The 21,327-nt window shown below is 60.2% G+C and carries 24 protein-coding genes; 17 read left to right on the plus strand and 7 right to left on the minus strand.

Annotated elements, in window-relative coordinates; genetic code table 11:
- The first annotated feature begins 34 nt into the window (after nucleotides 1–34).
- From NBM05_RS04000 to NBM05_RS04035, 8 genes are all read left to right on the plus strand, one after another.
- Nucleotides 35–709 (plus strand): GntR family transcriptional regulator, encoded by a 675-nt coding sequence (locus tag NBM05_RS04000; protein WP_302183675.1) that lies wholly within the window; start codon nucleotides 35–37, stop codon nucleotides 707–709.
- Between the two features lie 110 nt (nucleotides 710–819).
- Nucleotides 820–1,725 carry a dihydrodipicolinate synthase family protein gene (locus tag NBM05_RS04005; RefSeq protein WP_254165285.1) on the plus strand — a complete coding sequence of 302 codons (906 nt, stop codon included), beginning with the start codon at nucleotides 820–822 and terminating at the stop codon, nucleotides 1,723–1,725.
- A gap of 72 nt (nucleotides 1,726–1,797) precedes the next feature.
- Nucleotides 1,798–2,754 carry an ornithine cyclodeaminase family protein gene (locus NBM05_RS04010; RefSeq protein WP_254165286.1) on the plus strand — a complete coding sequence of 319 codons (957 nt, stop codon included), beginning with the start codon at nucleotides 1,798–1,800 and terminating at the stop codon, nucleotides 2,752–2,754.
- Nucleotides 2,755–2,773: 19 nt separating this feature from the next.
- The gene (locus tag NBM05_RS04015; protein ID WP_254165288.1) at nucleotides 2,774–4,228 is read left to right on the plus strand and encodes an aldehyde dehydrogenase (NADP(+)); all 1,455 of its coding nucleotides are present in this window, start codon (nucleotides 2,774–2,776) and stop codon (nucleotides 4,226–4,228) included.
- A 74-nt stretch (nucleotides 4,229–4,302) separates the two neighbouring features.
- A complete protein-coding gene (locus tag NBM05_RS04020) occupies nucleotides 4,303–5,256 on the plus strand; it encodes a proline racemase family protein (RefSeq protein ID WP_373689281.1) in 954 nt (317 codons plus the stop codon).
- Nucleotides 5,253–6,416, plus strand: a complete 1,164-nt coding sequence (locus tag NBM05_RS04025) for an NAD(P)/FAD-dependent oxidoreductase (protein WP_254165290.1) — start codon at nucleotides 5,253–5,255, stop codon at nucleotides 6,414–6,416. The genes NBM05_RS04020 and NBM05_RS04025 overlap by 4 nt, the downstream gene beginning before the upstream one ends.
- Nucleotides 6,403–6,693, plus strand: coding sequence for a (2Fe-2S)-binding protein (locus tag NBM05_RS04030; RefSeq protein ID WP_254165291.1), 291 nt, complete (start codon nucleotides 6,403–6,405; stop codon nucleotides 6,691–6,693). The genes NBM05_RS04025 and NBM05_RS04030 overlap by 14 nt, the downstream gene beginning before the upstream one ends.
- Nucleotides 6,686–8,134, plus strand: a complete 1,449-nt coding sequence (locus tag NBM05_RS04035; RefSeq protein ID WP_254165292.1) for an FAD-dependent oxidoreductase — start codon at nucleotides 6,686–6,688, stop codon at nucleotides 8,132–8,134. Before NBM05_RS04030 ends, NBM05_RS04035 begins: the two co-directional genes overlap by 8 nt.
- A gap of 298 nt (nucleotides 8,135–8,432) precedes the next feature.
- On the opposite strand, the gene NBM05_RS04040 is transcribed toward NBM05_RS04035, so the two are convergent.
- Entirely contained in the window at nucleotides 8,433–9,908 is a 1,476-nt protein-coding gene (locus NBM05_RS04040) for an MDR family MFS transporter (protein ID WP_254165293.1), read from the minus strand.
- Nucleotides 9,909–10,069: 161 nt separating this feature from the next.
- On the opposite strand from NBM05_RS04040, the gene NBM05_RS04045 reads away from it, so the two are divergent.
- The gene (locus NBM05_RS04045; protein WP_254165294.1) at nucleotides 10,070–10,684 is read left to right on the plus strand and encodes a TetR/AcrR family transcriptional regulator; all 615 of its coding nucleotides are present in this window, start codon (nucleotides 10,070–10,072) and stop codon (nucleotides 10,682–10,684) included.
- A 314-nt stretch (nucleotides 10,685–10,998) separates the two neighbouring features.
- Here NBM05_RS04045 and NBM05_RS04050 read toward each other — a convergent pair whose 3' ends face one another.
- Together NBM05_RS04050 and NBM05_RS15805 are read right to left on the minus strand one after the other, a co-directional pair.
- Nucleotides 10,999–11,355 (minus strand): polysaccharide deacetylase family protein, encoded by a 357-nt coding sequence (locus NBM05_RS04050; RefSeq protein WP_373689277.1) that lies wholly within the window; start codon nucleotides 11,353–11,355, stop codon nucleotides 10,999–11,001.
- Nucleotides 11,352–11,768, minus strand: coding sequence for a polysaccharide deacetylase family protein (locus NBM05_RS15805; RefSeq protein WP_373689282.1), 417 nt, complete (start codon nucleotides 11,766–11,768; stop codon nucleotides 11,352–11,354). The genes NBM05_RS04050 and NBM05_RS15805 overlap by 4 nt, the downstream gene beginning before the upstream one ends.
- On the opposite strand from NBM05_RS15805, the gene NBM05_RS04055 reads away from it, so the two are divergent.
- Nucleotides 11,649–11,951, plus strand: coding sequence for a hypothetical protein (locus tag NBM05_RS04055; protein WP_254165298.1), 303 nt, complete (start codon nucleotides 11,649–11,651; stop codon nucleotides 11,949–11,951). The genes NBM05_RS15805 and NBM05_RS04055 overlap by 120 nt on opposite strands.
- 42 nt (nucleotides 11,952–11,993) lie before the next feature.
- Here NBM05_RS04055 and NBM05_RS04060 read toward each other — a convergent pair whose 3' ends face one another.
- Complete coding sequence (locus tag NBM05_RS04060) at nucleotides 11,994–14,399, minus strand: penicillin acylase family protein (RefSeq protein WP_254165300.1); 2,406 nt, start codon at nucleotides 14,397–14,399, stop codon at nucleotides 11,994–11,996.
- A 107-nt stretch (nucleotides 14,400–14,506) separates the two neighbouring features.
- Between NBM05_RS04060 and NBM05_RS04065 the strand changes: the two genes are divergently transcribed.
- Together NBM05_RS04065 and NBM05_RS04070 are read left to right on the plus strand one after the other, a co-directional pair.
- Nucleotides 14,507–15,421, plus strand: a complete 915-nt coding sequence (locus tag NBM05_RS04065; protein WP_254165302.1) for a LysR family transcriptional regulator — start codon at nucleotides 14,507–14,509, stop codon at nucleotides 15,419–15,421.
- Between the two features lie 370 nt (nucleotides 15,422–15,791).
- On the plus strand, nucleotides 15,792–16,133 hold the full coding sequence (locus NBM05_RS04070) for a histone-like nucleoid-structuring protein Lsr2 (RefSeq protein ID WP_254165303.1): 342 nt from the start codon (nucleotides 15,792–15,794) through the stop codon (nucleotides 16,131–16,133).
- A 172-nt stretch (nucleotides 16,134–16,305) separates the two neighbouring features.
- On the opposite strand, the gene NBM05_RS04075 is transcribed toward NBM05_RS04070, so the two are convergent.
- On the minus strand, nucleotides 16,306–16,686 hold the full coding sequence (locus tag NBM05_RS04075; protein WP_254165304.1) for a hypothetical protein: 381 nt from the start codon (nucleotides 16,684–16,686) through the stop codon (nucleotides 16,306–16,308).
- Between the two features lie 298 nt (nucleotides 16,687–16,984).
- Complete coding sequence (locus NBM05_RS04080) at nucleotides 16,985–17,311, minus strand: hypothetical protein (protein ID WP_254165305.1); 327 nt, start codon at nucleotides 17,309–17,311, stop codon at nucleotides 16,985–16,987.
- Between the two features lie 96 nt (nucleotides 17,312–17,407).
- Between NBM05_RS04080 and NBM05_RS04085 the strand changes: the two genes are divergently transcribed.
- From NBM05_RS04085 to NBM05_RS04105, 5 genes are all read left to right on the plus strand, one after another.
- Nucleotides 17,408–17,575, plus strand: a complete 168-nt coding sequence (locus tag NBM05_RS04085) for a hypothetical protein (RefSeq protein WP_254165306.1) — start codon at nucleotides 17,408–17,410, stop codon at nucleotides 17,573–17,575.
- A 321-nt stretch (nucleotides 17,576–17,896) separates the two neighbouring features.
- Nucleotides 17,897–18,400 (plus strand): hypothetical protein, encoded by a 504-nt coding sequence (locus NBM05_RS04090; RefSeq protein ID WP_254165307.1) that lies wholly within the window; start codon nucleotides 17,897–17,899, stop codon nucleotides 18,398–18,400.
- Complete coding sequence (locus tag NBM05_RS04095; protein WP_254165308.1) at nucleotides 18,397–18,939, plus strand: DUF4381 domain-containing protein; 543 nt, start codon at nucleotides 18,397–18,399, stop codon at nucleotides 18,937–18,939. Before NBM05_RS04090 ends, NBM05_RS04095 begins: the two co-directional genes overlap by 4 nt.
- A gap of 153 nt (nucleotides 18,940–19,092) precedes the next feature.
- Nucleotides 19,093–19,344: a hypothetical protein gene (locus NBM05_RS04100; RefSeq protein ID WP_254165309.1), complete on the plus strand. Its 252-nt coding sequence runs from the start codon at nucleotides 19,093–19,095 to the stop codon at nucleotides 19,342–19,344.
- A 280-nt stretch (nucleotides 19,345–19,624) separates the two neighbouring features.
- Nucleotides 19,625–19,939 carry a hypothetical protein gene (locus NBM05_RS04105; RefSeq protein ID WP_254165311.1) on the plus strand — a complete coding sequence of 105 codons (315 nt, stop codon included), beginning with the start codon at nucleotides 19,625–19,627 and terminating at the stop codon, nucleotides 19,937–19,939.
- A 645-nt stretch (nucleotides 19,940–20,584) separates the two neighbouring features.
- Here NBM05_RS04105 and NBM05_RS15810 read toward each other — a convergent pair.
- Complete coding sequence (locus NBM05_RS15810; protein WP_373689280.1) at nucleotides 20,585–21,145, minus strand: quinone oxidoreductase family protein; 561 nt, start codon at nucleotides 21,143–21,145, stop codon at nucleotides 20,585–20,587.
- Nucleotides 21,146–21,327 lie beyond the last annotated feature (182 nt).

Below are 21,327 nucleotides of genomic sequence, written 5' to 3' on the forward strand. Positions count from 1 at the left end.
TTTCACGTATAAGTCGAGGCGGTGTCAAGGCGGCATGGACCTACAGCCGATCCGAAAGCCCCAGAACATCAGGGGTCGAGTCACCCGAGCCCTGCGGGCGGCCATCATCTCTGGCGAAATGACTCCGGGAGTCGTCTACTCCGCCCCATCCCTTGCGCAGCGTCTTGAGGTGTCGGCGACACCGGTCAGGGAAGCCATGCTGGACCTCTCTAAGGAGGGGTTGGTGGAGATGGTCCGCAACAAAGGATTCCGGGTCACGGAAGTCAACGAGCAGTATCTCGATGAGATCACCCAGCTGCGTCTGCTGATCGAACCTCCCGTTGTAAGGGACGGTGTCGACTCAATTCCGAATGAGGACTTCCCGATACTGCGCCAAGCGGCGCAAGAGATCGTGGATCAGGCCACTGCTCATGACCTCGTCGAGTACACCGAAGCCGATAAGCGCTTCCACCTGCTGCTGCTGGGGTATGCCGGAAATCGACGCATCCTCAAGCTGGTGGAGGAGCTGCGAGACCAGGCAAGATTGGTGGGATTGTCCGCATTGGCTGACAGGGGAGAGCTGGCAGAATCTGCCAGGGAGCATCTAGCCATCGTCGATGCCGCAGAGAACCGTGACGCGGTGTTGGTGCATCAACTCATGATCGGTCATATTGAGCAGACCCGCAGCGTATGGGCCGGTCGCCCCCCCGTCTACAGCGCCCACGGCTAGGCTTCTTCTGGGCGTCACGGGGATACTCCTTGTGCCGGTGCAATTGCACATGTTATAAATAGCGTGGAAGTGTGACAGCGCACACTCGCAAGCACGAAGGAGAGCCAAACATGATCGATCAGAACAAGCCGTGGCGTGGAGTTCACGTCGCGACCGCCCTTCCCTTCAATGAGGATCTCTCCGTAGACTTCGACGGCTACGCCGAACACGTGAAGTGGCTGGCGGAGAACGGGATCACCGGCGTGGCCCCGAATGGTTCGCTCGGGGAATACCAGACCCTCAGCGACGAGGAGCGGGCCCGAGTGGTCACCACCGCTGTGGAAGCCGCACCGGAAGGATTCGGCGTGATGGCAGGCGCTGGCTCCTATGGTGCTCACCAGGCTCGGCACTGGGTCGAGCAGGCGGCCGAGGCTGGCGCCCAGTCCATTTTGCTGCTGCCCCCGAACATCTACCGAGCTGATCGCACCGCGATTGTCGAACACTATCGTGAGGCAGCCAAGGGCGGGCTGCCGCTGGTGGCCTACAACAACCCCTTCGACACCAAAGTCGATCTGACCACCGAGATCGTCAAGGAACTCTTCGACGAGGGGCTGATCGTTGCCGTCAAGGAGTTCACCGGTGATGTCCGTCGTGCCTACGAGCTTCATGAGGCCGCGCCGGAGCTGGACATCCTCGCCGGCACAGACGATGTCGTACTTGAGTTGGGCATCGCAGGAGCCGTGGGTTGGGTAGCCGGATACCCCAACGCCCTGCCCCAAGCCAGCATGGATCTCTACAACCTGGCCACCTCCGGGGACCCGACCAAGTGGGCTGAGGCGCTGCCGAAGTACAAGGATCTTCACTCCCTGCTGCGCTGGGACTCAAAGACCGAGTTCGTCCAGGCCATCAAGCTGTCTATGGACATCGCCGGGCGTAAGGGCGGGATCTGCCGTGCCCCGCGCAATCCTCTCCCCCCGGAGATCGCAGCCCAGATCACTGCCGACACCGAGAAGGTGCTGGCCAAGGGTTACAAGTAGGCAGTATTGCTGCAAGGGAGGGGCCCTGGCGGCCCCTCCCTTGCATATTCCTCAGCCTTCAGGAGTACCTAGATGACAACAATGCAGTACCTCGATGCGACTCGTATGCGACAGCTCATCGGCATTCGAGGCGGCGTCGATGCCCTACACCGTGCTCTCAACGATGATGCCGTGAACCCTGAGAACGACGGGCCGCGACTCTTCGAGCAAGCCCCGGAGGGCGAATTCCTTCTGATGCCCTCAATGGCAACAGATTTCTGCGGTGTTAAAACCCTGACACTGGCTCCTGACAATCCTGCGCGGGGAAAGCCCCGTGTGCAAGGAGTGTATACCTTATTTCGCAACGAGGACTTGGCGCCGGTGATGATGATGGACGCCACCGAACTGACCTTGGTTCGCACTCCGGCCACCACCATGCTGGCCGCGAAGCACCTAATCCGCGCAAAAAATATGACCGGTAAGATCCGGACCGCTGTCATCTTTGGCACCGGCCCCCAATCTGAGAAGCACGCGCGGGGCATCGCGGAACTGATCCGGCCGGAGAAGATCGTCATCGTGGGCCGGAGGGATGACGCCGCCGAGCAAATCGTGCGACACCTCAGATCTGAAGGTATTGCTGTCCAGCAGGGAACCTCTTTAGCCGTTGCAGAGGCGGATTTGGTCGTCACGGTGACCGCCAGTAAAGAGTCGATCGTTGATGACCAACTGGTCCGTGACGACGCGATCGTCTTATCCGTGGGAACGCATGGCCTGGAAGCTCGGGAAGTCCCACCGGCATTGGCGCGACGTGCCGATGTGGTCGTGGAAGGCCGTACATCGGCTATGCGTGAAGGGGGCAACATCATCCCCGCCAGAAGTGTTCAAGAATGGCAAGAAATGGACTTGCCGAACATTCAAGATCTCGCCAAAGGCCACTTTGCCCTGACTGCTGGCCGGCCAGTACTGTTCTCCGGCGTCGGCATGGCCTGGGAAGACCTCGTCATCGCCTCCGAGATATATCACCGCCACCAGTCCGAAGAATCCGAGTAGCTGCCACTAAGGAGTCACCATGAGCAATCAGAACACCTTCAGCACCGATGTCGACACGATTGTTGGGAAGGCCGATGCCGCGTACCGCGCCTGGTCACGCGCTTCTCGCAACGAGCGCGCGTCGGTGCTTCGAAACGTAGCCGATGCCCTGGACAGTCAGAAGGAGGCCTTGATCGCTACTGCGCAGGCCGAGACTAACCTGGCCGCGGCTCGACTGAGCGGTGAATTCTTCCGCACGACCTTCCAGCTACGGGTTTTCGCCGATGTCATCGAGGAAGGTTCATTCTTGGACGCGCGGATCGATCACCAGGACCCCGACTGGCCCATGGGCGCTCGTCCTGATCTGCGACGGACTAACCAGGGGGTCGGTCCCGTCATCGTCTACGCGGCGAGCAACTTCCCCTTCGCTTTCAGTGTGGCTGGCGGTGACACCGCCTCCGCACTTGCTGCCGGCGCCAGCGTCATCCTCAAGGCCCATGCCGGACACCCCGAACTCTCTCGGCAGACAGCAGCAGTGATTGTTCAGGCGCTGGCCGAGGCCGGGGCGCCGGAGGGCTTGTTCACCCTGATCGAAGGACGTGAGGAGGGTCTTCAGGTACTCCGCGACCCCCGAATCAAGGCAGGGTCCTTCACCGGATCAATCCCCGGGGGCAGGGCGCTGTTCGACGTTGCTAACAGCCGCGACGAGCCGATTCCCTTCTTCGGCGAACTGGGCAGCATCAATCCCTCGTTCGTCACCCAGGCGGCGTCCGGCATTCGTGCGGTAGAAATCGCTGACGGATTCCGCGCGTCCTTCACCGGTAGCTCCGGTCAGATCTGCACCAAGCCAGGGGTGCTGCTTGTGCCGAGAGACTCGCAGATCATCGAAGAGCTACGGGAATCGGACTTCACCGATGGACAGCAAATGCTCAACGACCGGATTCATTCCGGCTACACCGAGGTGCTCAACGAGTTGAGCACTCACCCCGCGGTGACTGTTCTGGCCCAGGGCTCCGACCCGCTGGGCAACGCGCCGTCTCCCACCCTGCTGATGACTAGTCTTGACAGCCTTATCGAGTCCCGTGACGAGCTGTTCAAGGAATGTTTCGGACCCACCGCTCTGATCGGGGCCTACAGCAATGAACACGAGCTGGTTCGCTTCGCTGAAGCCATCGATGGGCAGCTGACTGCAACGGTTCTGGGTGAGGAGCAGGACTCCATCGTGCCAGAACTGGTTGATGCCCTCCGGGAAAAGGCTGGCCGCATTCTGTGGAACCAGTGGCCGACCGGGGTCAGCGTCACCGATGCACAGCAGCATGGTGGTCCGTACCCGGCGACGACGGCTCCCTCAACTACGTCTGTAGGAACCGCGGCAATCTACCGCTTCCAGCGACCGGTGGCCTTCCAGGGCTTTCCGCAGGGGTTGCTCCCCGATGAGTTGGTGGACACCCCGCACCAGGATCTGACTCGCCGGGTCAACGGCAAGCTGGCCTAGCTGCTGAGAAAGACGAGGCTCACATCGTGAAAACGCAACGTATCATCCATGCCGTGGACTCCCACACCGAAGGGATGCCAACTCGAGTCGTCACCGGCGGCATCGGTGAAGTGCCTGGAAAGACGATGGCAGACAAGCGCCAGTACTTCATCGAGCATCTGGACCATCTGCGCCAGCTTCTCATGAATGAGCCTCGCGGCCACTCCTCGATGAGCGGGACCATCCTTCAGCCGGCAACCCGACCGGATGCCGACTATGGGGTCCTGTTCATCGAGGTCTCCGGGCTTCTGCCCATGTGCGGTCACGGTACTATCGGCACCGCGACGGTACTGGTTGAAACCGGCATGGTAGAAGTTCAAGAACCCACTACCACTATCGCCTTGGACACCCCCGCTGGATTGGTCAAAGCCGAGGTGCAGGTCAAAGATGGTCACGCGGAGAGCGTGACCATCAAGAACGTCCCTTCCTTCGCCTATGCCTTGGATCAGACACTTACGGTCGAAGGGTTCGGTGAAGTGACCTACGATGTGGCCTTTGGGGGGAACTTCTATGCCATCGTCGACCTCGCCGCCCTGGGCGTCCCCTTCGACCGGGCCTATAAAGATGACCTTATTCGAGCCGGTCTGGCAGTGATGGAAGCCATTAACGCCTACCGTCGACCGGTCCACCCAGAAAACAACAACATCTCGGGATGCCACCACGTCTACCTCAAAGCACCGGGATCCACTGCAGAACATTCCCGCCACGCCATGGCTATCTACCCCGGATGGTTCGATCGATCCCCCTGCGGCACCGGTACCAGCGCACGCATGGCCCAGTTGTACGCACGCAACGAACTGGACCTTCATACACCGTTTCTCAATGAATCGATCATCGGATCACAGTTCACCGGCCGACTGATCGAGACCGCCACCGTCGGTGATTTCCAGGCCGTGATTCCCACCATCACCGGTCGAGCCTGGGTAACGGGCACCGCCCAGTACATGCTGGATCCCACCGATCCCTTCCCCACGGGATTCCAGCTATGACGCACACAACCGACATCATTGTCATCGGGGCAGGCGCCGTCGGGGCCGCATGCGCCTACTTCGCTGCCCATGCGGGGTATTCGGTGCGCGTGCTTGACCGTTCAGGAATCGCCGCAGGCACCACCAGCGCCTGCGAGGGCAACTTGCTGGTCTCCGACAAAGAAGCCGGGCATGAACTAGATCTTTCTCTCTATTCCCAGAAGATCTGGCGCGAGGATCTCGAAGAATTCGGGTCTCTCTGGGAATTTGAGTCCAAGGGTGGGCTAGTCGTCGCGCGCACCGATAATGGATTCGACTCACTGAGAGCTCTGAGCAAACGCCAACGGCAAGCAGGCATCGAAGTGGAAATCATCGATGCACCGTCTTTGAAGGAATACGAACCAAACCTCACCGATGATCTCACCGGCGGCGCATTCTATCCTCAGGACGCACAAGTGCAGCCGATGCTGATGACAGCCCAGCTACTCAAGCTAGCCCGTTCTGCAGGACAAGCGACTGTCTCGACTCACACGACGGTCACCGGACTGGTGCGTGACCACCAGCGGGTTACCGGCGTAAAGACAGACCAGGGTACCTTCTACGCTGACGCGATCATCAACGCCGCGGGAACATGGGCAGGCACCATCGCTGATATGGCACGAGTGTCAGTGCCTGTTCTGCCCCGACGAGGCTATGTGCTAGTCACCGAACCTTTGCCGCCTACCATCTTCCACAAGGTGTACGCCGGGGAGTACGTAGCTGCCACGCTGAGCTCAGACGGGGGACTGCAGACTTCGCCGGTCATCGAAGGCACCGCCAGCGGTACGGTACTCATCGGCTCATCACGCGAACGTGTAGGTTTCGATGCCACCACCTCATTGCCGGTTCTGCGCCAAATGGCACAAGAAGCCGCAGCGCTGTTTCCGCCGCTACGCCAGGTCAAGATCATGCGAAGCTACCTCGGGTTCCGTCCCTATTGTCCCGACCACCTCCCCGTGATCGGGCACGATTCCAGGGCCCCGGGACTGTGGCACGCTAGCGGTCACGAGGGTGCTGGCATCGGACTGGCAGTGGGAACTGCGAAACTGCTGATCCAATCCCTGCGCGGTGTAACAACGGATCTGGACCTCGCTCCTTTTGCTCCAGAGCGCTTTAGAGAAGGTGCTTATGTCTCACACTAACGACCCAGCAGTCCAGCGCATCGAATTTGATGGGACGGTCATCTACGCCAAACCTGGGCAGTCCGTGGCTGCGGCACTGATGGATGCCGGAATCAGATCATGGCGTAGCACCCGCGTCAATGACAAGCCTCGGGGCCTATTCTGTGGCATCGGCATCTGCTATGACTGTTTGCTGACCATTAATGGTCAACCCAACCAGCGGGCCTGTTTGGCGCCGGCAGATGAAGGAACAATCTGCGAAACCAACTGGACAGAGAAGGAGCCCGGTGATGCATGAGGTCCTCGATGTTGCCGTAATCGGAGCAGGGCCCGCTGGATTGAGTGCAGCCGTACATGCCGGAGAGCAGGGGCTGCGCGTGGCATTGATCGACGCTGGCATCCAGCCCGGTGGCCAGTACTGGCGCCACCCCGATGAAAACCACCCAGTAGATGATGAAGCTCATGGCCACCATCACTGGAAGACGTTTACCGACCTCAGGGCCCGGCTGAAAAAGCTACGCTTATCAGGTTCCATCGCATACAGCTCACACAGCCAGGTCTGGTTCATCGAACGCCCCGCTGCAGACCAACAACCATGGACGTTGCGGATCAACGCAGTCACCGACGGGCGAGACAACACTGACTCTTCACGAGTGGTACGTGCTCAGCGAGTCATCTTGTGCCCGGGTGGTTACGATCGGCAGTTGCCTATCCCCGGGTGGGATCTGCCAGGAACAATGGCTGCCGGTGGAGTACAGGCCTTATTGAAAGGTCATCGTAGCCTGGCTGGACGGAAAGCACTGGTTGCAGGGACCGGTCCATTTCTGCTGCCAGTCGCTGTGGGACTTGCTGATGCCGGCGCGGAAGTCATCAGCATCTGCGAAGCCGGAGACCTGAGCGGCTGGTTGAAGAACACCACGCGTGCAGCGCAGATGCCATCAAAGGCTATCGAGGGTGCCCAGTACGCAGCAGCTCTTCTCAAGCACCACATCGCCTACAAGCCCAAAACGGTCGTATCACGCATCAATGGAGACACCGAAGTATCCTCGGCAACCGTTTCGAAAGTCGATGCTCAGGGCCGTCTCATCGTTGGATCCGAACGTACGGTCGAGGTGGACCTGGTAGCCCTGGGATGGGGCTTCACTCCTTCCATGGAGCTGGTCATTGCAGTCGGTGCCCAGACCCGCCAAGACGTCGATGAATCTCTAGTGGCAGTTGTCGACGAGTTGCAGCACAGCTCGGTCGAGAACATCTACATCGCAGGCGAAGCTACAGGAGTCGGGGGGGCAGCCATGGCTATCGCTGAAGGTGAATTAGCTGCCTACAGCGTCCTCATCGATATGAATCGCCGACCAGCGCATTCTCGTATCCGATCCCTGCAGGGCATCGTCCGTCGATCAAGGGCCTTTGCTCAAGCGATGCATCAAGCGCACCCAGTCCCCAAACACTGGACCGAATGGCTTACGGACGATGCGATTATCTGCCGCTGCGAAGAGGTCACCTACGGCAAGGTGTGCCAAAGTCGTGACGATCTAGGGGCCCAGGATGCACGATCCGTCAAGCTGCTGGCAAGGCCCGGTATGGGCTGGTGCCAGGGCCGAGTCTGCGGATTCGCGACGGCGAAGATCGCCGCAGAGATTGAGGGCCGTAAGATGCGACCTGAAGATCTGGTGTCAACGCATAAAAGATCCCTGACTTCACCGGTGACGTTAGAGGACCTGGGCACTCCGGACAACTAGGCAAAGATTCAAGAATATCCGCTCCGCAGATTATCTGCGGAGCGGATATTTTCCGTGCTTGTTTCTAGCCACGTGTCTCTCGGTTGGACGAGACCCGCTGGTTGATGGCCCCCGTTTTACTCGGATTAAGCCAGAAATCAGCGTTCTTGATACCGGCAATGGCGGGATCGAAGACGGGGTTCACTCCGGCTTTGCGCTGCCGTTCGTAGTCCTTCAAGGTCTTGAGTCCGAGGCACCCGCCAGTACGCCTTATCTCCCGCAAGATATGCGGGAGATAGGGCAAGAATTAGTGGGTTGATCAACTCCGACGCTTCGTACCGCGCTGTGATCCGGTGTTCGTACCGCGCACGAACACCGCCAGCACCACCGCGGCCAGCGACAAGCCCGCCCCGACGGTGAATGCGGTGTGCACGCCAGCGCTGGTGGCCGCCGTTGCATCGGTGACGCCCTGCCCCGCTGCGGCAGCGGCGCCGATGGCCATTAGGGTGACGAACAGGGCCGTACCGGCAGCACCGGCGACCTGTTGAAGCGTGGACATGATCGCGGATCCGTGCGAGTACAACTGCGCTGGCAGCGACCCGAGTGCTGAGGTCAACAGGGGCGTGAACATAAACGCCAGGCCGAGGTTGAGCACCAAGTGCATGCCGATGACCACCGGTACGGTGGATCCTGCATCCAAGGTGGTCATCCACCACAGTGCGCCACTGGTGAGCACGGCCGCAGGAAGTACCAGGGGGCGCGGGCCGAAGCGGTCGAACAACGCACCGACCACCGGTGCTGTGACACCCATGAGCACTCCACCGGGAAGCAGGGTCAGCCCCGTGGCCAGGGTATCCAGGCCCAGAACTTGCTGCAGATACAGCGGCAACAGGATCAGGGTGCCCAGCAGCACCGCGAAGACCACGATCACCAGTGCCACGGCAACGCAGAACGCCCGTGAGCGGAAAACCCCAAGATCCAGCAGCACCCGATTGGTGGACTTGAGCTTCAGTTGCCTGTTGGCGAAGAGAATCAACGAGAGTACACCGATGACCAGGGGGATCCACGCCGGAACCGGTGCGTGGCCTTCAGTTGATTCACCGATCGAGGCAAGCCCGAAGACCAGGCCCCCGAAACCAAGTGCCGAGAGCAGCACCGAGGCAATGTCTAGATGACTGCGGTGGGTCTCGGTGAGGTTCTTGACCAGTATCGCGCCCAGGACGAGGGAGAGCACTGCGATGGGCAGCACGAAGATGAACAGCCATCGCCATTCGAAGCTCGAGAGGATCAGTCCCGATGCGGTGGGTCCTACTGCGGGGGCCACGGCGATGACGATGGAGATGATGCCCATGAAGCGTCCGCGGCGGTGTGCCGGTATGACCGAGAGCACGGTCGTGAACAGCAGGGGCATCATGATGGCCGTGCCCGAGGCCTGCACGATGCGCCCGATCAGCAGTACCTCGAATCCCGGTGCGATAGCTGCCAGGAGGGTGCCGGCGGTGAACAGGCCCATCGCGGTGAAGAACAGGGTGCGCAGCGGGAAGCGCTGGATCAAGAACCCGGTCGTGGGGATGACCACTGCCATCGTCAGGAGGAAGCCGGTGGTCAACCACTGGGCGGTGGAAAGCGTGATGTTTAAGTCGGTGGTCAGCTGGGGAATGGCCACACCCATGATCGTTTCGTTGAGGATTACGACGAAGGCGCTGGCCACCAGAAGGGCAAGCACCGGGCCGGGGCGGGGTGGGGGAGTGGCGGTGACCTGCTGGGTAGGTGCCGTGTCTGTAGGGCTGGCCATCTGTTCCTCTTCAAGGGCTGGTGAGACATTGCTGAGCCTGACCTGCGGAACCGAACCCGCCCCCTCGGGGAGGTATTGGGCGGGACCGCACCGGTATATGGCTGATGATGCCAATCTGGCAGTTACTGCCAGATTGGCATCTGTCACTGTAGCATGTCGGTATGAGCAGGGCAGAAGGATCAGGCATCGACTTGCGGCAACGACGACGCTCACAGACCCGCGCCGAGATCGTCGATGCGGCATTGAAGCTCTTCGAGGACCGTGGAGTAGGCGGGACCACGGTCGAGGACATCGCGGCCGGGGCAGGGGTCTCACCGCGTACGTTCTACCGCCTGTGCGGATCCAAGGAACAGGCGGTACTCGATGATGACGAGATCGCTGCCGCCTTGGGCCAACTAGTCGAGACGATCGACGGGTCGATGGCACTTCGGCCCCAACTCGTGGCCTTTTGGCGGGCGCGAATGGCGGATCTAGAAGCCGATGCAGAGGGGCATCATCGTTACTTGAGGGTCCGGCGACTCATCTCCCAGGAGCCAGCACTCCTGGCTGCGGCATTGCGTCAGGAACACGATCGCGATGAAGCGTTCGTCACCGCTTTGGTGCGAGCCACCGGTTACGAGAAACTGCAGGTACGGGCCCTGGTCGAATGGCTCTCGGTGCTCATCCGTCTTGCCGTCGAGGAGTGGCTATGCGTGACGGGTGCAGGCCGGCAGGAGGATTTGCAGCAGGTCTACGACCGAGCCTTGAGTGCCTTGGAAGGGTCCTTCAGGATTTAGGGCCGCCCCCGCGGCGATCCAGCAGTAGGACCTTGGGTTAGAGAATCTGTGTGGACCGCTATCCGACCCCGGCGCGGAATGATTGCCGCATGGATAAAATCATGTGCGCTATAAGTTCAATTTTTGGCAGGAATATTGTATATATTTATTAATTTTCAAGAATGAATCGGGTCCGTCAAGTAATGACGGACCCGACTCATTTTGCTCGACGACTATTCTTGATCTCATCCTTGACGATTTATATCCATATAGATTTTTCTAGAGTAGAGCACCTCGCCAAGGTCAGAAAGTTCCGAAAGTGAGAGTGATCGGCTTTAGAAGTTGGGGTAATAGTCAGGACGTGAAGCTGTGGTCCTAATATCAGGAAGCTCCATGTTCTTCTTGTCCTCATCATCATCGACCCAACAGTCGGCGATCTGATCGGTCGTCGCGAACCACACCCCGTCGTGTGCGACCATGTGCTCGATGAGTCGCTCGTACCAGAGCATGTGGTGCGGCTGCCCGACGACCTGGGGGTGCACACAGGAGATGAAGGCGGCGTTCTCGACGCGCTGATACCCGTAGTCGAAAATATCCCGCCATCGCTCATAGATCGTGTTGCTGTCTTGCTGCCCGGTCGAAGATCCGGTGATGCAGGCCAGCGGCGGGAAATCATCGAGGTACCAGCTCACCGGGAGCTCGATGACATGGCTTGCCTTTCCAGCCTGGTTGCCGTGCTCCCAATCGATGGCCCAGCGACGTGGCCTGTATGCCTCGAGGTCACGACCCATAAGAGAGGAGTCGTACTTGAACCCGGATTTCTCCACGATGTCCAGGGTGCTATCCGAATAATCCCAGTAAGGAGAGCGGTACCCGGTGGGCCGAATGCCCAAACGCTTCCGGAAGGTCTCGAATGCCCGCTCGACGAGTTCTTCCTCGGTCCCGGCATCGATGAGCGTGGGGGGTTCTCGTGGAAGTAACCGTGGTGCCCGAACTCATGTCCTTTCGCCGCGATCTGCTCGCACACCTGCGGGAACGTGTCGATCGTATGGCCCGGGGTGAACCATGTGGTGGTGATGTCGTAGCGCCCATAGAGTTCCAGCAGCCGCGGCACTCCGACCATCGCGCCGAACTCGCCGCGGGACATAAACGATGGGCTTGGCTTGTTGAATCCACCCAGCCAAAGCGATTGGGCGTCGAAATCCGTACCGAGGTTGACGGCGATCTTCTTTCCTTCGGGCAATTGCAGGTGGCCCATGTGGATCATCTCCTTCTAGTGATGCGTTGATGTACAGGGATGTGACTTGCAAATATTTTCTGGACGTTCCCGTCAATCTGACCGGATCGCGGGTGGGCATGGATGGGCATATTCGGGTCGGAGGACTATTCGAGCTCGTACGCGTTCCTCGATGGATGTTCGGCTGTAGAGCAGGGGGAAGGAGTCACCTTGGGCCCATAGATCGAATAGATCGGTGTAGTGATCCGAACGGGGATCACCGGATTGTCCGGGAGAGTTGAGAACTCGGCTGGAGTCCCATTCGCCGATGTCCAGGGCCATGCGGAAGCTGCTGCCCATGACGGCGTTGAATTCCGCGTCGTATCCGGTCAGTCCAACGGTGTCTCCGCTGCCAGGTCTCGGTACCCCAGGCACTTCCGCCCACTCAGGGGGCATTTGATCGGAGCCGGGAAGGTCTTGCCTGGAAAACACCGAGTGACGCAGGGTCGTCTGGTGCAGGTTTCCCCACTGCCACGTGGTCCGATCGGGGCCAAGCAGTTTCTCGATCTCCGTCAGAGCCGAGCTCAGGGTCGTTTCAACACCCAGGGTCAACCTCTCGCGATCTCCGGGGTCTGCGGTATCGAATACTTCGATCATGCGCATGTCGGGTCGGATATCTGAGAACAGGGTGTCGGCCCGTAGCAGACGATGTCGTGCCCTGGTGATCGCCTCATCGTCGAGGCCCAGCCGAGTTAGAGCATGGTCCACGAGCCAAGGCCGCAGATGCCGCCGCTGCCAGACTTGGTAGACCAGCGCCTCAAAGGAGTCAGCCGACTCCATGCCATCCCAGGCCTGCAGCTTCGCCCAATCCCAGACGTGCTGATGAGGCTTGACCCAGGACAACTGGTCTAACAGGAGCCTGCCGTGGACGTTCATGGCATCGGACTGCATTGCGATGCTGGTTTCGATGTCAACGGACGCGTCCTCAGTAAGCCAGTGCGTGAGCCGTTCGTGCCGGCCACTGGTGTACCAGTCGGTCGTTGTGGTCAGGGCGTCGTTGTCATAGTCAGGCGGTAGATTGCATTCGTTGGAGGTGGTCACCCACCCGGAATCCGGGTTGGTTGCCGAGGGCAGTTCTTCCAGCTCTGCGAACCCGTCCCACTCGTACCGGCCATCGCCGGGAACGGGGTGGGAGCCATCCCAGTTGGGTCTTCTGGGTACCAGCGCGCTGGCCTGCCAGCCGATGTCCCCGTCGACCGAGGCGAAGACCATGTTTACTCCCGGGGCGCCCCATCTGCGCAGCGCCTTGCGGAAGCTCTTGGCATCTTCTGCATTCTGATATTCCAGACTTCCCAGATAAGGGGCCATCCCCGGTTCAAGCCAGACCGCCCGGACTGCGACCGCGCGGCGGTGCTCGGCGTCGATCGCCACGACCGGTCCATGGCGGGTAAACGAAAGAGTGTGGACCGCTTCGCCGCCATCGGCGACCTGTACGCGTTCCTCGATGACCCGCATGGATTCCCAGGCACCGTGGTAGAGGTAGCGTGAATCGTCGTCTGGGTAAAGTTCGTAGACGTAGAGGTCTTCATGGTCGACCGGCCAGATCGTCAGCCCGAAACCGAGGCGTTTGTTGTGGCCGATCGAAATGCCGGGGAGGTTGGGTTCCCCGGCGCCGATAACACTAAGCCCCGGTGCCTCGAGGTGGCTAAGGTAGCGCAGCGATGGCAAAGTCACCGCCCGGTGTGGGTCATTGGCCAGGATCGGTCTGCCCGTGGCGGTCCGCGTCGGTGAGATCACCCAGTTGTTGCTTCCGGAAGGGGTACTTGTTTCGGAAGAGGTTTTCGCCCCGAAATCCACCGGAGCGAAGGCCAACCGATAGACATCGAGCACGGTATCGGCGAGATAATCCCGCACCTCCGCCTCGGCTGCTGCCGATGTGGAAGCAGGCTCTCGTACAGCGCGCAATTTCTCTGCCGAGGATCCGAGATCGCGGAGCGTGAGGGCTCGTGCGAGTTCCTGCTCGGCATTGTATAGCAGGCCGTGGGTCCGGATTCTCACCACGTCTTCGGGCTGCCAGCGATCCGGGCGATAGCCCAAGCTCGCGAATTCCGGCGGCAGGCGCCCGGGATCCTCTAGTGCCCAATCGATGTAGGCGTTGACACCGTTCACGAACGCCGTGACCACATCGCGGGCCTGGGTGCCGTACGAGAGCCACTCGGTGCGCATGTCACCGCGGTAGAGAAACAGACGAGTCGCTCGATCCTGGTCGAGATGGGCCGCGCCGAAGACTTCTGAAAGCTTTCCCAGTCCGCGACGACGCCACAGATCGATCTGGAAGAGCCGGTCCCTGGCGGCCTGGAAGCCCTGAGCCGTGTAGGCATCGAGTGCCGAGGCTGCGTAGATGTGAGGGACCCCCCAGTCGTCTATGAGGATCTCCACTTCCTCGCGCAACCCGGAAGCAGTGAACGTGTCCTCGCCGGCCGGTTGGGGAGGTGTTAGGTCATCGTGTGTAGATGCCACAGACCGAGTCCTTTCAAGTGGTGTGAATCACGTCTAGTGTCACGATCTCATCACGAAGTCATTCCGACAATTGATTTATTCGACTGCGATCCATTACTTTTAGGCATATGGATCGGAGAAGCCTCGAATATTTCCGTGCGGTTGCCCAATTTGGCTCGGTGAGCGCAGGCGCGCTGGCGATGTCGGTCACTCAGCCAGCTGTGTCGAAGCAGCTTGCTCAGCTTGAGGCGGGGCTTGCCGTCAAGCTTTTCCACCGCACGCCCACGGGCATGGCGATGACTGCCGCCGGAGAGGAGCTCTATGGCCTCAGCGGCGATGTCCTTACTCGATTCGCTAGGATCGAAGGAACCATCAGGGCACGGTTTGCGGGGTACCCGGAGATCCGAATCGCCAGTCCACACACCACCGCGACGGTGCTCATTACCCCCTTTATGGTCGACACGGACCCGCCCATCGCCGATCTGCTGATCGTTAACGCGCCCGAAGTCGATGCGCTCTTGGAACGCGATGCAGATATGGCCGTAAGCACGATGAGACCACCTGCGCACCGGGAGCAGATGGTCGTGGCTGATCTCATCATCCGTGTCCAGGGCGCCCCGGATGCAATGCGCGCGCGGTTCAGCGACCGCACGGCAGCTGACCTCGAGTTACTTCACGATGCATCGGTGATCGTTCCCCGCACAGGGGTCCATGCCGTCGTCGATACCGTCGTCGCCGCATTCGCAGAACCCCTGTCAATCCGCACGTCCTCCACGGGCCGGATCGCACAGGGGCTGGCCGCAAATGATCACGGATTCGCCCTTGTCACCGAGGTCGCCGACTTCGGACTCGCGGGGCTGCCGGCCTATGCCGATGGCCGGCTCGTCGTCAGCCCCCTATATGCCTCGTGGGACGCTCAGCACTACGCCCGTGACCAGTTGCGATCCCTTGCAGTCGACTTCAGCTACTGGATGTCGGTGACACCGCCATGGGATGAACCAAACCGGATCGGGTACAGGAAGGAGGGTGGGTCGAATTTGTGAATGGCTAAATAGGTTCAGAGGATCATGACTGCAGTCAGCACGGGCGTGACCTGATGCTGGCCAGTGGCGAAAGCAGCCCACCAAGAGCTGAACGATTGCGTCAGGCGGAAGGCAGTAAATCCATCCTGCGCGTCCCAACCGCCCTACCATTAGAACTTCTCCGAATCCCTGAGGGAATCCAGATTAAAGCAACATGCAGGACGCAGTAGACGCCGCCACGGGAGGGGTCGAGCAATCTGTTCATTGACTGGTTGCAGCCAAGTATGGAGCGATCGATTCATCGTGAGGCAGGAATGGCAAATCACCCAGCGGCGGGTGTAGTCTATCTTTTGCAACAAATACTATCGTCTGAAACGTAGGGAGTATTTTCATGGCGCAGAAGGTTAACATCATCCTCACCGATGACTTCGATGGGGGAGAGGCGACCGAGACGGTGCGCTTCGGTCTGGATGGGGGCCAGTTCGAGATCGATCTCTCGGCGGAGAACGCAGAAATCCTGCGGGAGTCGGTGCGTCCGTTCAAAGACAAGGCCCGGAAGATCCCCTCGGGTGCGTCCCGGCGGGGCAGCGGTAACACCTCCGCGCGGGTGAAGAACTCTGATACCCCGAAGATCCGGGAGTGGGCTCAGGCCAACGGGTACAACGTCTCGGCTCGGGGCCGGATCCACCAGGATGTTCAGGACGCGTACTACGCGGCGCAGAAGAACTCCTAACCGCGGAGTATCCGGTTCATCATGAAGGGCCCGCCATATGGCGGGCCCTTCATGATGAATAATCCCGGTATCGTCCGGGTGGTCGGGTGGCTTCCAGGCCTGCACCTACGCCAGCGTTTCGGCTCAGAAATTCATGGAATCAGTTATCTTGCCGCAAGCCCCATCCCGAGCGTCAGCTCCGGGCCGTAGCAGGTGTCTTTGAGCGGTCGTTGCTGCTGCGGTGGATCCCGGTGAGGTGAACGCAGAAGCCGATACACGGTCCAAGGTACAACGAGATCAACACTCGGGCCTCGAGACTGAGAGGCAGGAAGAGCAAAGCAGCTGAACTGATCGCTGCTACCACCCACCCGGTGGTGTACAGACGGTGCTTTCCCAGGGCGAGGGTTGCCGTGCCGGTGAGCACCAGGATCGCCATGAATACCGAGGCGAAGGTCAGTGCCGCCAGGATCGTCCCGGCTGCCAGACCGGCGTAGTCGCGGTAGAATAGATCAAAAAGCCATGGCCCGATCACGTAGGCCAGCATCGCTCCGATCGCCCCGATTCCCGTCAGCACCAGGACCGGTTTGGCCAGGGCCGCGAGGGGGCGGTGACGCTGGTGCAAGAACGCCGAGATGGCGACACCTTAGAAGGCTTGTAAGGGCAGCATGATCGGGGATCGGGTGATCCCGATCGCCGCGACCAAGGCATTAAGGATGGGTCTTTTGCCCCGTAGGCGATGAGCAGGATCATCGGGAACCCGGTCATCAGTACCGCGGAACCGGTGGAGGATCCCATGTCGTAGCCGATGTTGCGGATCAGGGAGGAGGCGTTGACATCCGCGCGGGATGCCCACGCCACCCGCCCGCTGGGGGTCAGTACGGCGAGAGGATCCAGACCAGTACCGCCGAGACGGTGGCGGCCTCCAGTCCGATCACGGAACTGGTGAGTAATCCGATGGTCAGGATGGCCAATACCCGCCAGAGGGCCTCGCCGCCGCCGAGGGCGGCGAAGGTGTACCAGTGCTTCGATCCGGCTGTAGCCCCACGCATCGCGGCATGCAGGGCGTAAAGACTGACTCCTATACAAAGCAGCGCGACGCTGATGCCGGTGCCATGGGTCAGGAAGCTGCTAGCCCACCAGGGTGAGGAGGCTGCGACCAGTAAGGCGATGAGAGCGCCGAAGCCTGCTGCCACCGGCATGATGCGCACCCCGGTGTCCGGTCGAGGTTGAGCGGATTTTGGTGGATGAGGCGTGAGCCGACGGATCGGGTGGCTTCCTGTTGGATGCCGGCGACGATGCTGAAGACGCCGAACAGTATGGGCCAGAACACGGTCTGGAACTGGGTGAACTCCTCTTGGGTCAGTACCCGGGCGGCGATGACCGAAGCCCCCAGGGTGGAGACGGCGGTGATAGCCGAGGCCACGGCGATCCCGGTGGAATTCTTCGCACGCAAACTACTATGACTCCTCCGGGGATCGAATGGCACCGGACCAGCACCAGTACGTGCAAATCAATCTCACTTTCCACGACGCTCACACAGCGCGTCAGCTACCGTATACCGGTACGACAGATGCCGCAAAGTTAACAGTAAATCTTGGAAATACTTGTTGGGCTCGCGAATTAAATACCCCAAGCTGTGAGTCTGACGTGTCGATGACACGGAGGTGCCGCCGCAGACCTTAGGCGGATGACCTCGATACAACGGATGTGATTCGGTGGGATAAACATCAAAAATTGATCGCCCCGCATGCTGCGGGGCACCTGGCCGGGAAGGAGACGCACCTATGACTGCTGACCCAGTCAAACCAGACCTCGAGGCCGCCGGAACGGGTGAGCCGTATCGGGCGAAGAAGCTCTTTTGGTGGGAGGGAGCCATCAAGACCCTGGTCCTTATGGGCGCGATCTTCTGGTGTATCACCATGGTCGAACCCGGACAGTCCTTGGCGACCGCCGCCGGGTGGGTCATGGTCGCTTCCTTTTTGATCCCGTTCGCGATCGTCATGGGTATCTGGCGGTTTATGGAGATCCTCTCCCGACGGATCCAGGATCTGCCGACCCGTCAGGAGATGATCCTGCGATCCCACTGGCAGCGGATGCGGGTTTCGGCGATCCTGCTAGGTGGCGTGAGCATTATGATCGGCTGGGTCTTCGTCTATAGCCAACAGATCCCGCAGCTTCTGGCCGCCCTGATCGCTGCCGTCGCCGCGGTGGCAACGGTCATGGATCTACGCAGGCTTCAAGACCACCAAGTCCCCGATGAAGAAGCCTCTTGGGAGGAGCCGGTATGAGCGTCACTGACCAGCATCAGCCAACCAGCCAGACCACAGTGCGGTACTCCGGTGTCAGGATCCAGTTGTTACTGTTCGGTCTCTACCTCGTCTTAGCGGGTATCTGGCTTGGGTTGGGGTTGTTGCATCCTTCCTGGTGGCCTCTAGCGCTGGGTCTGGCCTGGGTGGTCATTGCCGCGATCCAAGCGGGGTCTTTGATCATGGTGTGGCGGCGGCACCGATTGCATCAGCGTCATGACTCGAGTTCTACCGCCGCGTGTTCCACGGATGCGGGGTATGGTTGGTCGCCGAGCAAACGTGGGTTCGTCATCGGAGCGGTGAGCATGTTTCTCTCAACGATTCTGCCGCTGACGATCGCTACGGCCGGGTCGGTGTTCTTCCCACCCGGTATCCAGGCGGAGCGGAACCCGTTGATGGGATCTTGGGTCTCGGTGGGTCTTGCACTCTTTGCGGTACTGGTCTTTGTGGGGGCGCTTTGCTGGGTGATTTCCGCCGGGTTCTACCTCGCCGGCAAGACCAGCCGAAGCAAGGCTCCGTGAGCGATTAGCGTCCCACAACGCCTATGAAAGCCGACGAGATCCAACTAAGGCGATAGTGTTCGTATTGTGTGGTCGCAGCTGGAATATCGGAAAATGTCATTACTGGGCGATTGAAAGACCGTCTATTCGCCGAAATAACAAAAGTAAGGGATCATGGGTCGTAGCGAAAGATTGGTCTTCTATATCGGTGGAGCGATTGCTTTCGTAGTCGCACTGGGGCTAGTTGCCTTTGCTGTCCTAAGCTCGCTCTATATGGATGTTTTCGACCCCGGGGGAGGGGCCAATATCGGCGGTGGCATCGCGATCATCGCCGCCATCCCCATCGCGTTCTTGGGGTGCGTCAGCATTATCGTGGGGGCAGTGCAGGCTGTGGTGGAAAGGATTCGTTCGAATGGAACGCCGTAAGAAACAGGGTGTCTTTAGGTTATACCATTTGAGCGGATCTAATCCAATTTTATTTCTAAAGAATAAGCCTCATTTCCTCTTGGAGAGGATGGGGCAATCCATAGGTCGGTGGACTCCAAGATCTGCAAGATTATCAGCGGGCGCAAGGTCAGGCGAAGAGTTCCCCGCCCTTATGTATACTGGAGTTTGCCAGCCGCCCTCGGGAGTGATCGTACCTACGGGCGGTCCATGGGTCCGCGTGCCGCCGGGAGTCGTGCACATCGGGAGAAAAAATCACACTATGGATTTGATACACGATTATATTTCCGGACCTATTGCCGGTGAGCATATAGACGCCCCGGTCATGATCGGTATGGGTGTGGTCATGCTGATGGCGTGGCCCCTGATCCATCAATCGACCGGGGGCATTGACAAGCGGATCGTGTTCATCGATCTGCTGGTGACCGCCATCGTGGTCTTGCTCGCGGTATTCGTTCCGTACGGCATCTTATTCGCCCTGATGACATCGATGGTCACCGCGTACACCAAACACCGCATCAAACAGCAGATCAAAAACCACGCTGAAGTTCCTCGTGAGCCGGGGTTGGGGCATTGAAATGGATCGGCTGGTCTGCGCCTGATCCAACTACCACGGCCGAAAATGGGGCCGGATGATAACGTGGGCGACCGTCACGACGCCGCCAGGGTAGTGCCTTTCGGGGTGTGGTGGTGATGGGGTGGAACCAACCCAGTCGGGCGCATACCCCCTATAGCCCTAGGACCCGGCGTCGACGGAGGCGCATCCATGGCCGAGGAATCACATCCCGAAGACAAAAGATCCAGTGAACCGTACCGAGCGAAGAGGCTTTTCTGGTGGGAAGGGGCGATCAAGGCTCTCACCTTCGTGGGCGCGTTCTTCTGGTGCATCAACTCAGTCGACACCGACCAATCGTTAGCTACCATCGCGGGATGGAACATGGTCGCGACCTTGCTGATCGTGCTCACCATCGCACTCATGATCTACCAGGCGGTGGAGGTTCTCTCCCGCGGCCTCCAGGGACTTCCCATCCGCCAGGAAGCGATCCTACGCTCCGATTGGCGGCGCAAGCTCACCGGGATATTCATACTGGGCGGGGTGAGCATCATATGGACCTGGTTCTTCATCGTGGACATTCAGGCTGCCCTGCTGGGCTGGACTCGCCGGAGCATCGTGGAACGCCTACGCCGCCACCAGGCGGTAAGGGTGCAACGCGATCTTGGGTTATGCGTCGATAGTGAGCACGATCTTGCCGTGCGTGTCACCGCTGTGAAGACGCGCTGTCGCGGCAACGTGCTCGTCCCAGCCCATGGTTCGGTCGATGACAGGCCGGATGCGTCCCTCGACCACGGCAGGAACGATCTCAGGCTCGAGCCCGGCCAGGTTGTTTCCGAGCTCGATCGGGCGGCAGGCGCCGAAGGAGACGCCGTAGACGGTGAGGTTGCGATAGGACAGGGCGTCGATGTCGATCGTCGCTGCTGCTCCGTCGAGGCGGCCGATGTTCACGACCCGACCATCACGACGGGTCAGTGGCAGGCAGTCGGCGAACATCTGGCCGGCGACGTGGTCGAGCACCAGCTCGACCCCCTCACCACCGGTAGCTGCGAAGACCGCATCGGCGAGGTCGTCTTCACCGGTAACGATGACGGTGTCGATCCCGGCGTCGGCAAGGAGGTTCCGTTTGTGCGGGGAGCGGGTGGTGCCCAGCACCGTGGATGCTCCCAGCGCCTTGACCAGTTGTGCACCCAGCAGGCCGATGCCGGTCGAGGCGCCGGTGATGAGCACGGTGTCGCCCGCGGTGAAGCCGGCCTTGCGCAGGGCGCCGTACTCGGTGGAGAGGCCGACCGGCAGGGCGCAGGCGACCGCTGGGGCCAGCCCGCGCGGTGTGGCGATGATGTGGCGGGCATCGACGACGACGTACTGGCGAAGGATTCCGGTGCGGTGCCCATCACCGCGTCCCCGACCTC

The organism is Rothia santali, from assembly GCF_024199905.1.
Classification (GTDB): Bacteria; Actinomycetota; Actinomycetes; order Actinomycetales; family Micrococcaceae; genus Rothia; species Rothia santali.

Excerpts from the sequence above, each read along its gene's own strand:
- NBM05_RS04000 (WP_302183675.1), top strand. The coding sequence starts at position 35 with ATGGACCTACAGCCGATCCGAAAGCCCCAGAACATCAGGGGTCGAGTC.
- NBM05_RS04005 (WP_254165285.1), top strand. The coding sequence starts at position 820 with ATGATCGATCAGAACAAGCCGTGGCGTGGAGTTCACGTCGCGACCGCC.
- NBM05_RS04010 (WP_254165286.1), top strand. The coding sequence starts at position 1,798 with ATGACAACAATGCAGTACCTCGATGCGACTCGTATGCGACAGCTCATC.
- NBM05_RS04015 (WP_254165288.1), top strand. The coding sequence starts at position 2,774 with ATGAGCAATCAGAACACCTTCAGCACCGATGTCGACACGATTGTTGGG.
- NBM05_RS04020 (WP_373689281.1), top strand. The coding sequence starts at position 4,303 with ATGCCAACTCGAGTCGTCACCGGCGGCATCGGTGAAGTGCCTGGAAAG.
- NBM05_RS04025 (WP_254165290.1), top strand. The coding sequence starts at position 5,253 with ATGACGCACACAACCGACATCATTGTCATCGGGGCAGGCGCCGTCGGG.
- NBM05_RS04030 (WP_254165291.1), top strand. The coding sequence starts at position 6,403 with ATGTCTCACACTAACGACCCAGCAGTCCAGCGCATCGAATTTGATGGG.
- NBM05_RS04035 (WP_254165292.1), top strand. The coding sequence starts at position 6,686 with ATGCATGAGGTCCTCGATGTTGCCGTAATCGGAGCAGGGCCCGCTGGA.
- NBM05_RS04040 (WP_254165293.1), bottom strand. The coding sequence starts at position 9,908 with ATGGCCAGCCCTACAGACACGGCACCTACCCAGCAGGTCACCGCCACT.
- NBM05_RS04045 (WP_254165294.1), top strand. The coding sequence starts at position 10,070 with ATGAGCAGGGCAGAAGGATCAGGCATCGACTTGCGGCAACGACGACGC.
- NBM05_RS04065 (WP_254165302.1), top strand. The coding sequence starts at position 14,507 with ATGGATCGGAGAAGCCTCGAATATTTCCGTGCGGTTGCCCAATTTGGC.
- NBM05_RS04070 (WP_254165303.1), top strand. The coding sequence starts at position 15,792 with ATGGCGCAGAAGGTTAACATCATCCTCACCGATGACTTCGATGGGGGA.
- NBM05_RS04080 (WP_254165305.1), bottom strand. The coding sequence starts at position 17,311 with ATGCCGGTGGCAGCAGGCTTCGGCGCTCTCATCGCCTTACTGGTCGCA.
- NBM05_RS04085 (WP_254165306.1), top strand. The coding sequence starts at position 17,408 with ATGCTGAAGACGCCGAACAGTATGGGCCAGAACACGGTCTGGAACTGG.
- NBM05_RS04090 (WP_254165307.1), top strand. The coding sequence starts at position 17,897 with ATGACTGCTGACCCAGTCAAACCAGACCTCGAGGCCGCCGGAACGGGT.
- NBM05_RS04095 (WP_254165308.1), top strand. The coding sequence starts at position 18,397 with ATGAGCGTCACTGACCAGCATCAGCCAACCAGCCAGACCACAGTGCGG.
- NBM05_RS04100 (WP_254165309.1), top strand. The coding sequence starts at position 19,093 with ATGGGTCGTAGCGAAAGATTGGTCTTCTATATCGGTGGAGCGATTGCT.
- NBM05_RS04105 (WP_254165311.1), top strand. The coding sequence starts at position 19,625 with ATGGATTTGATACACGATTATATTTCCGGACCTATTGCCGGTGAGCAT.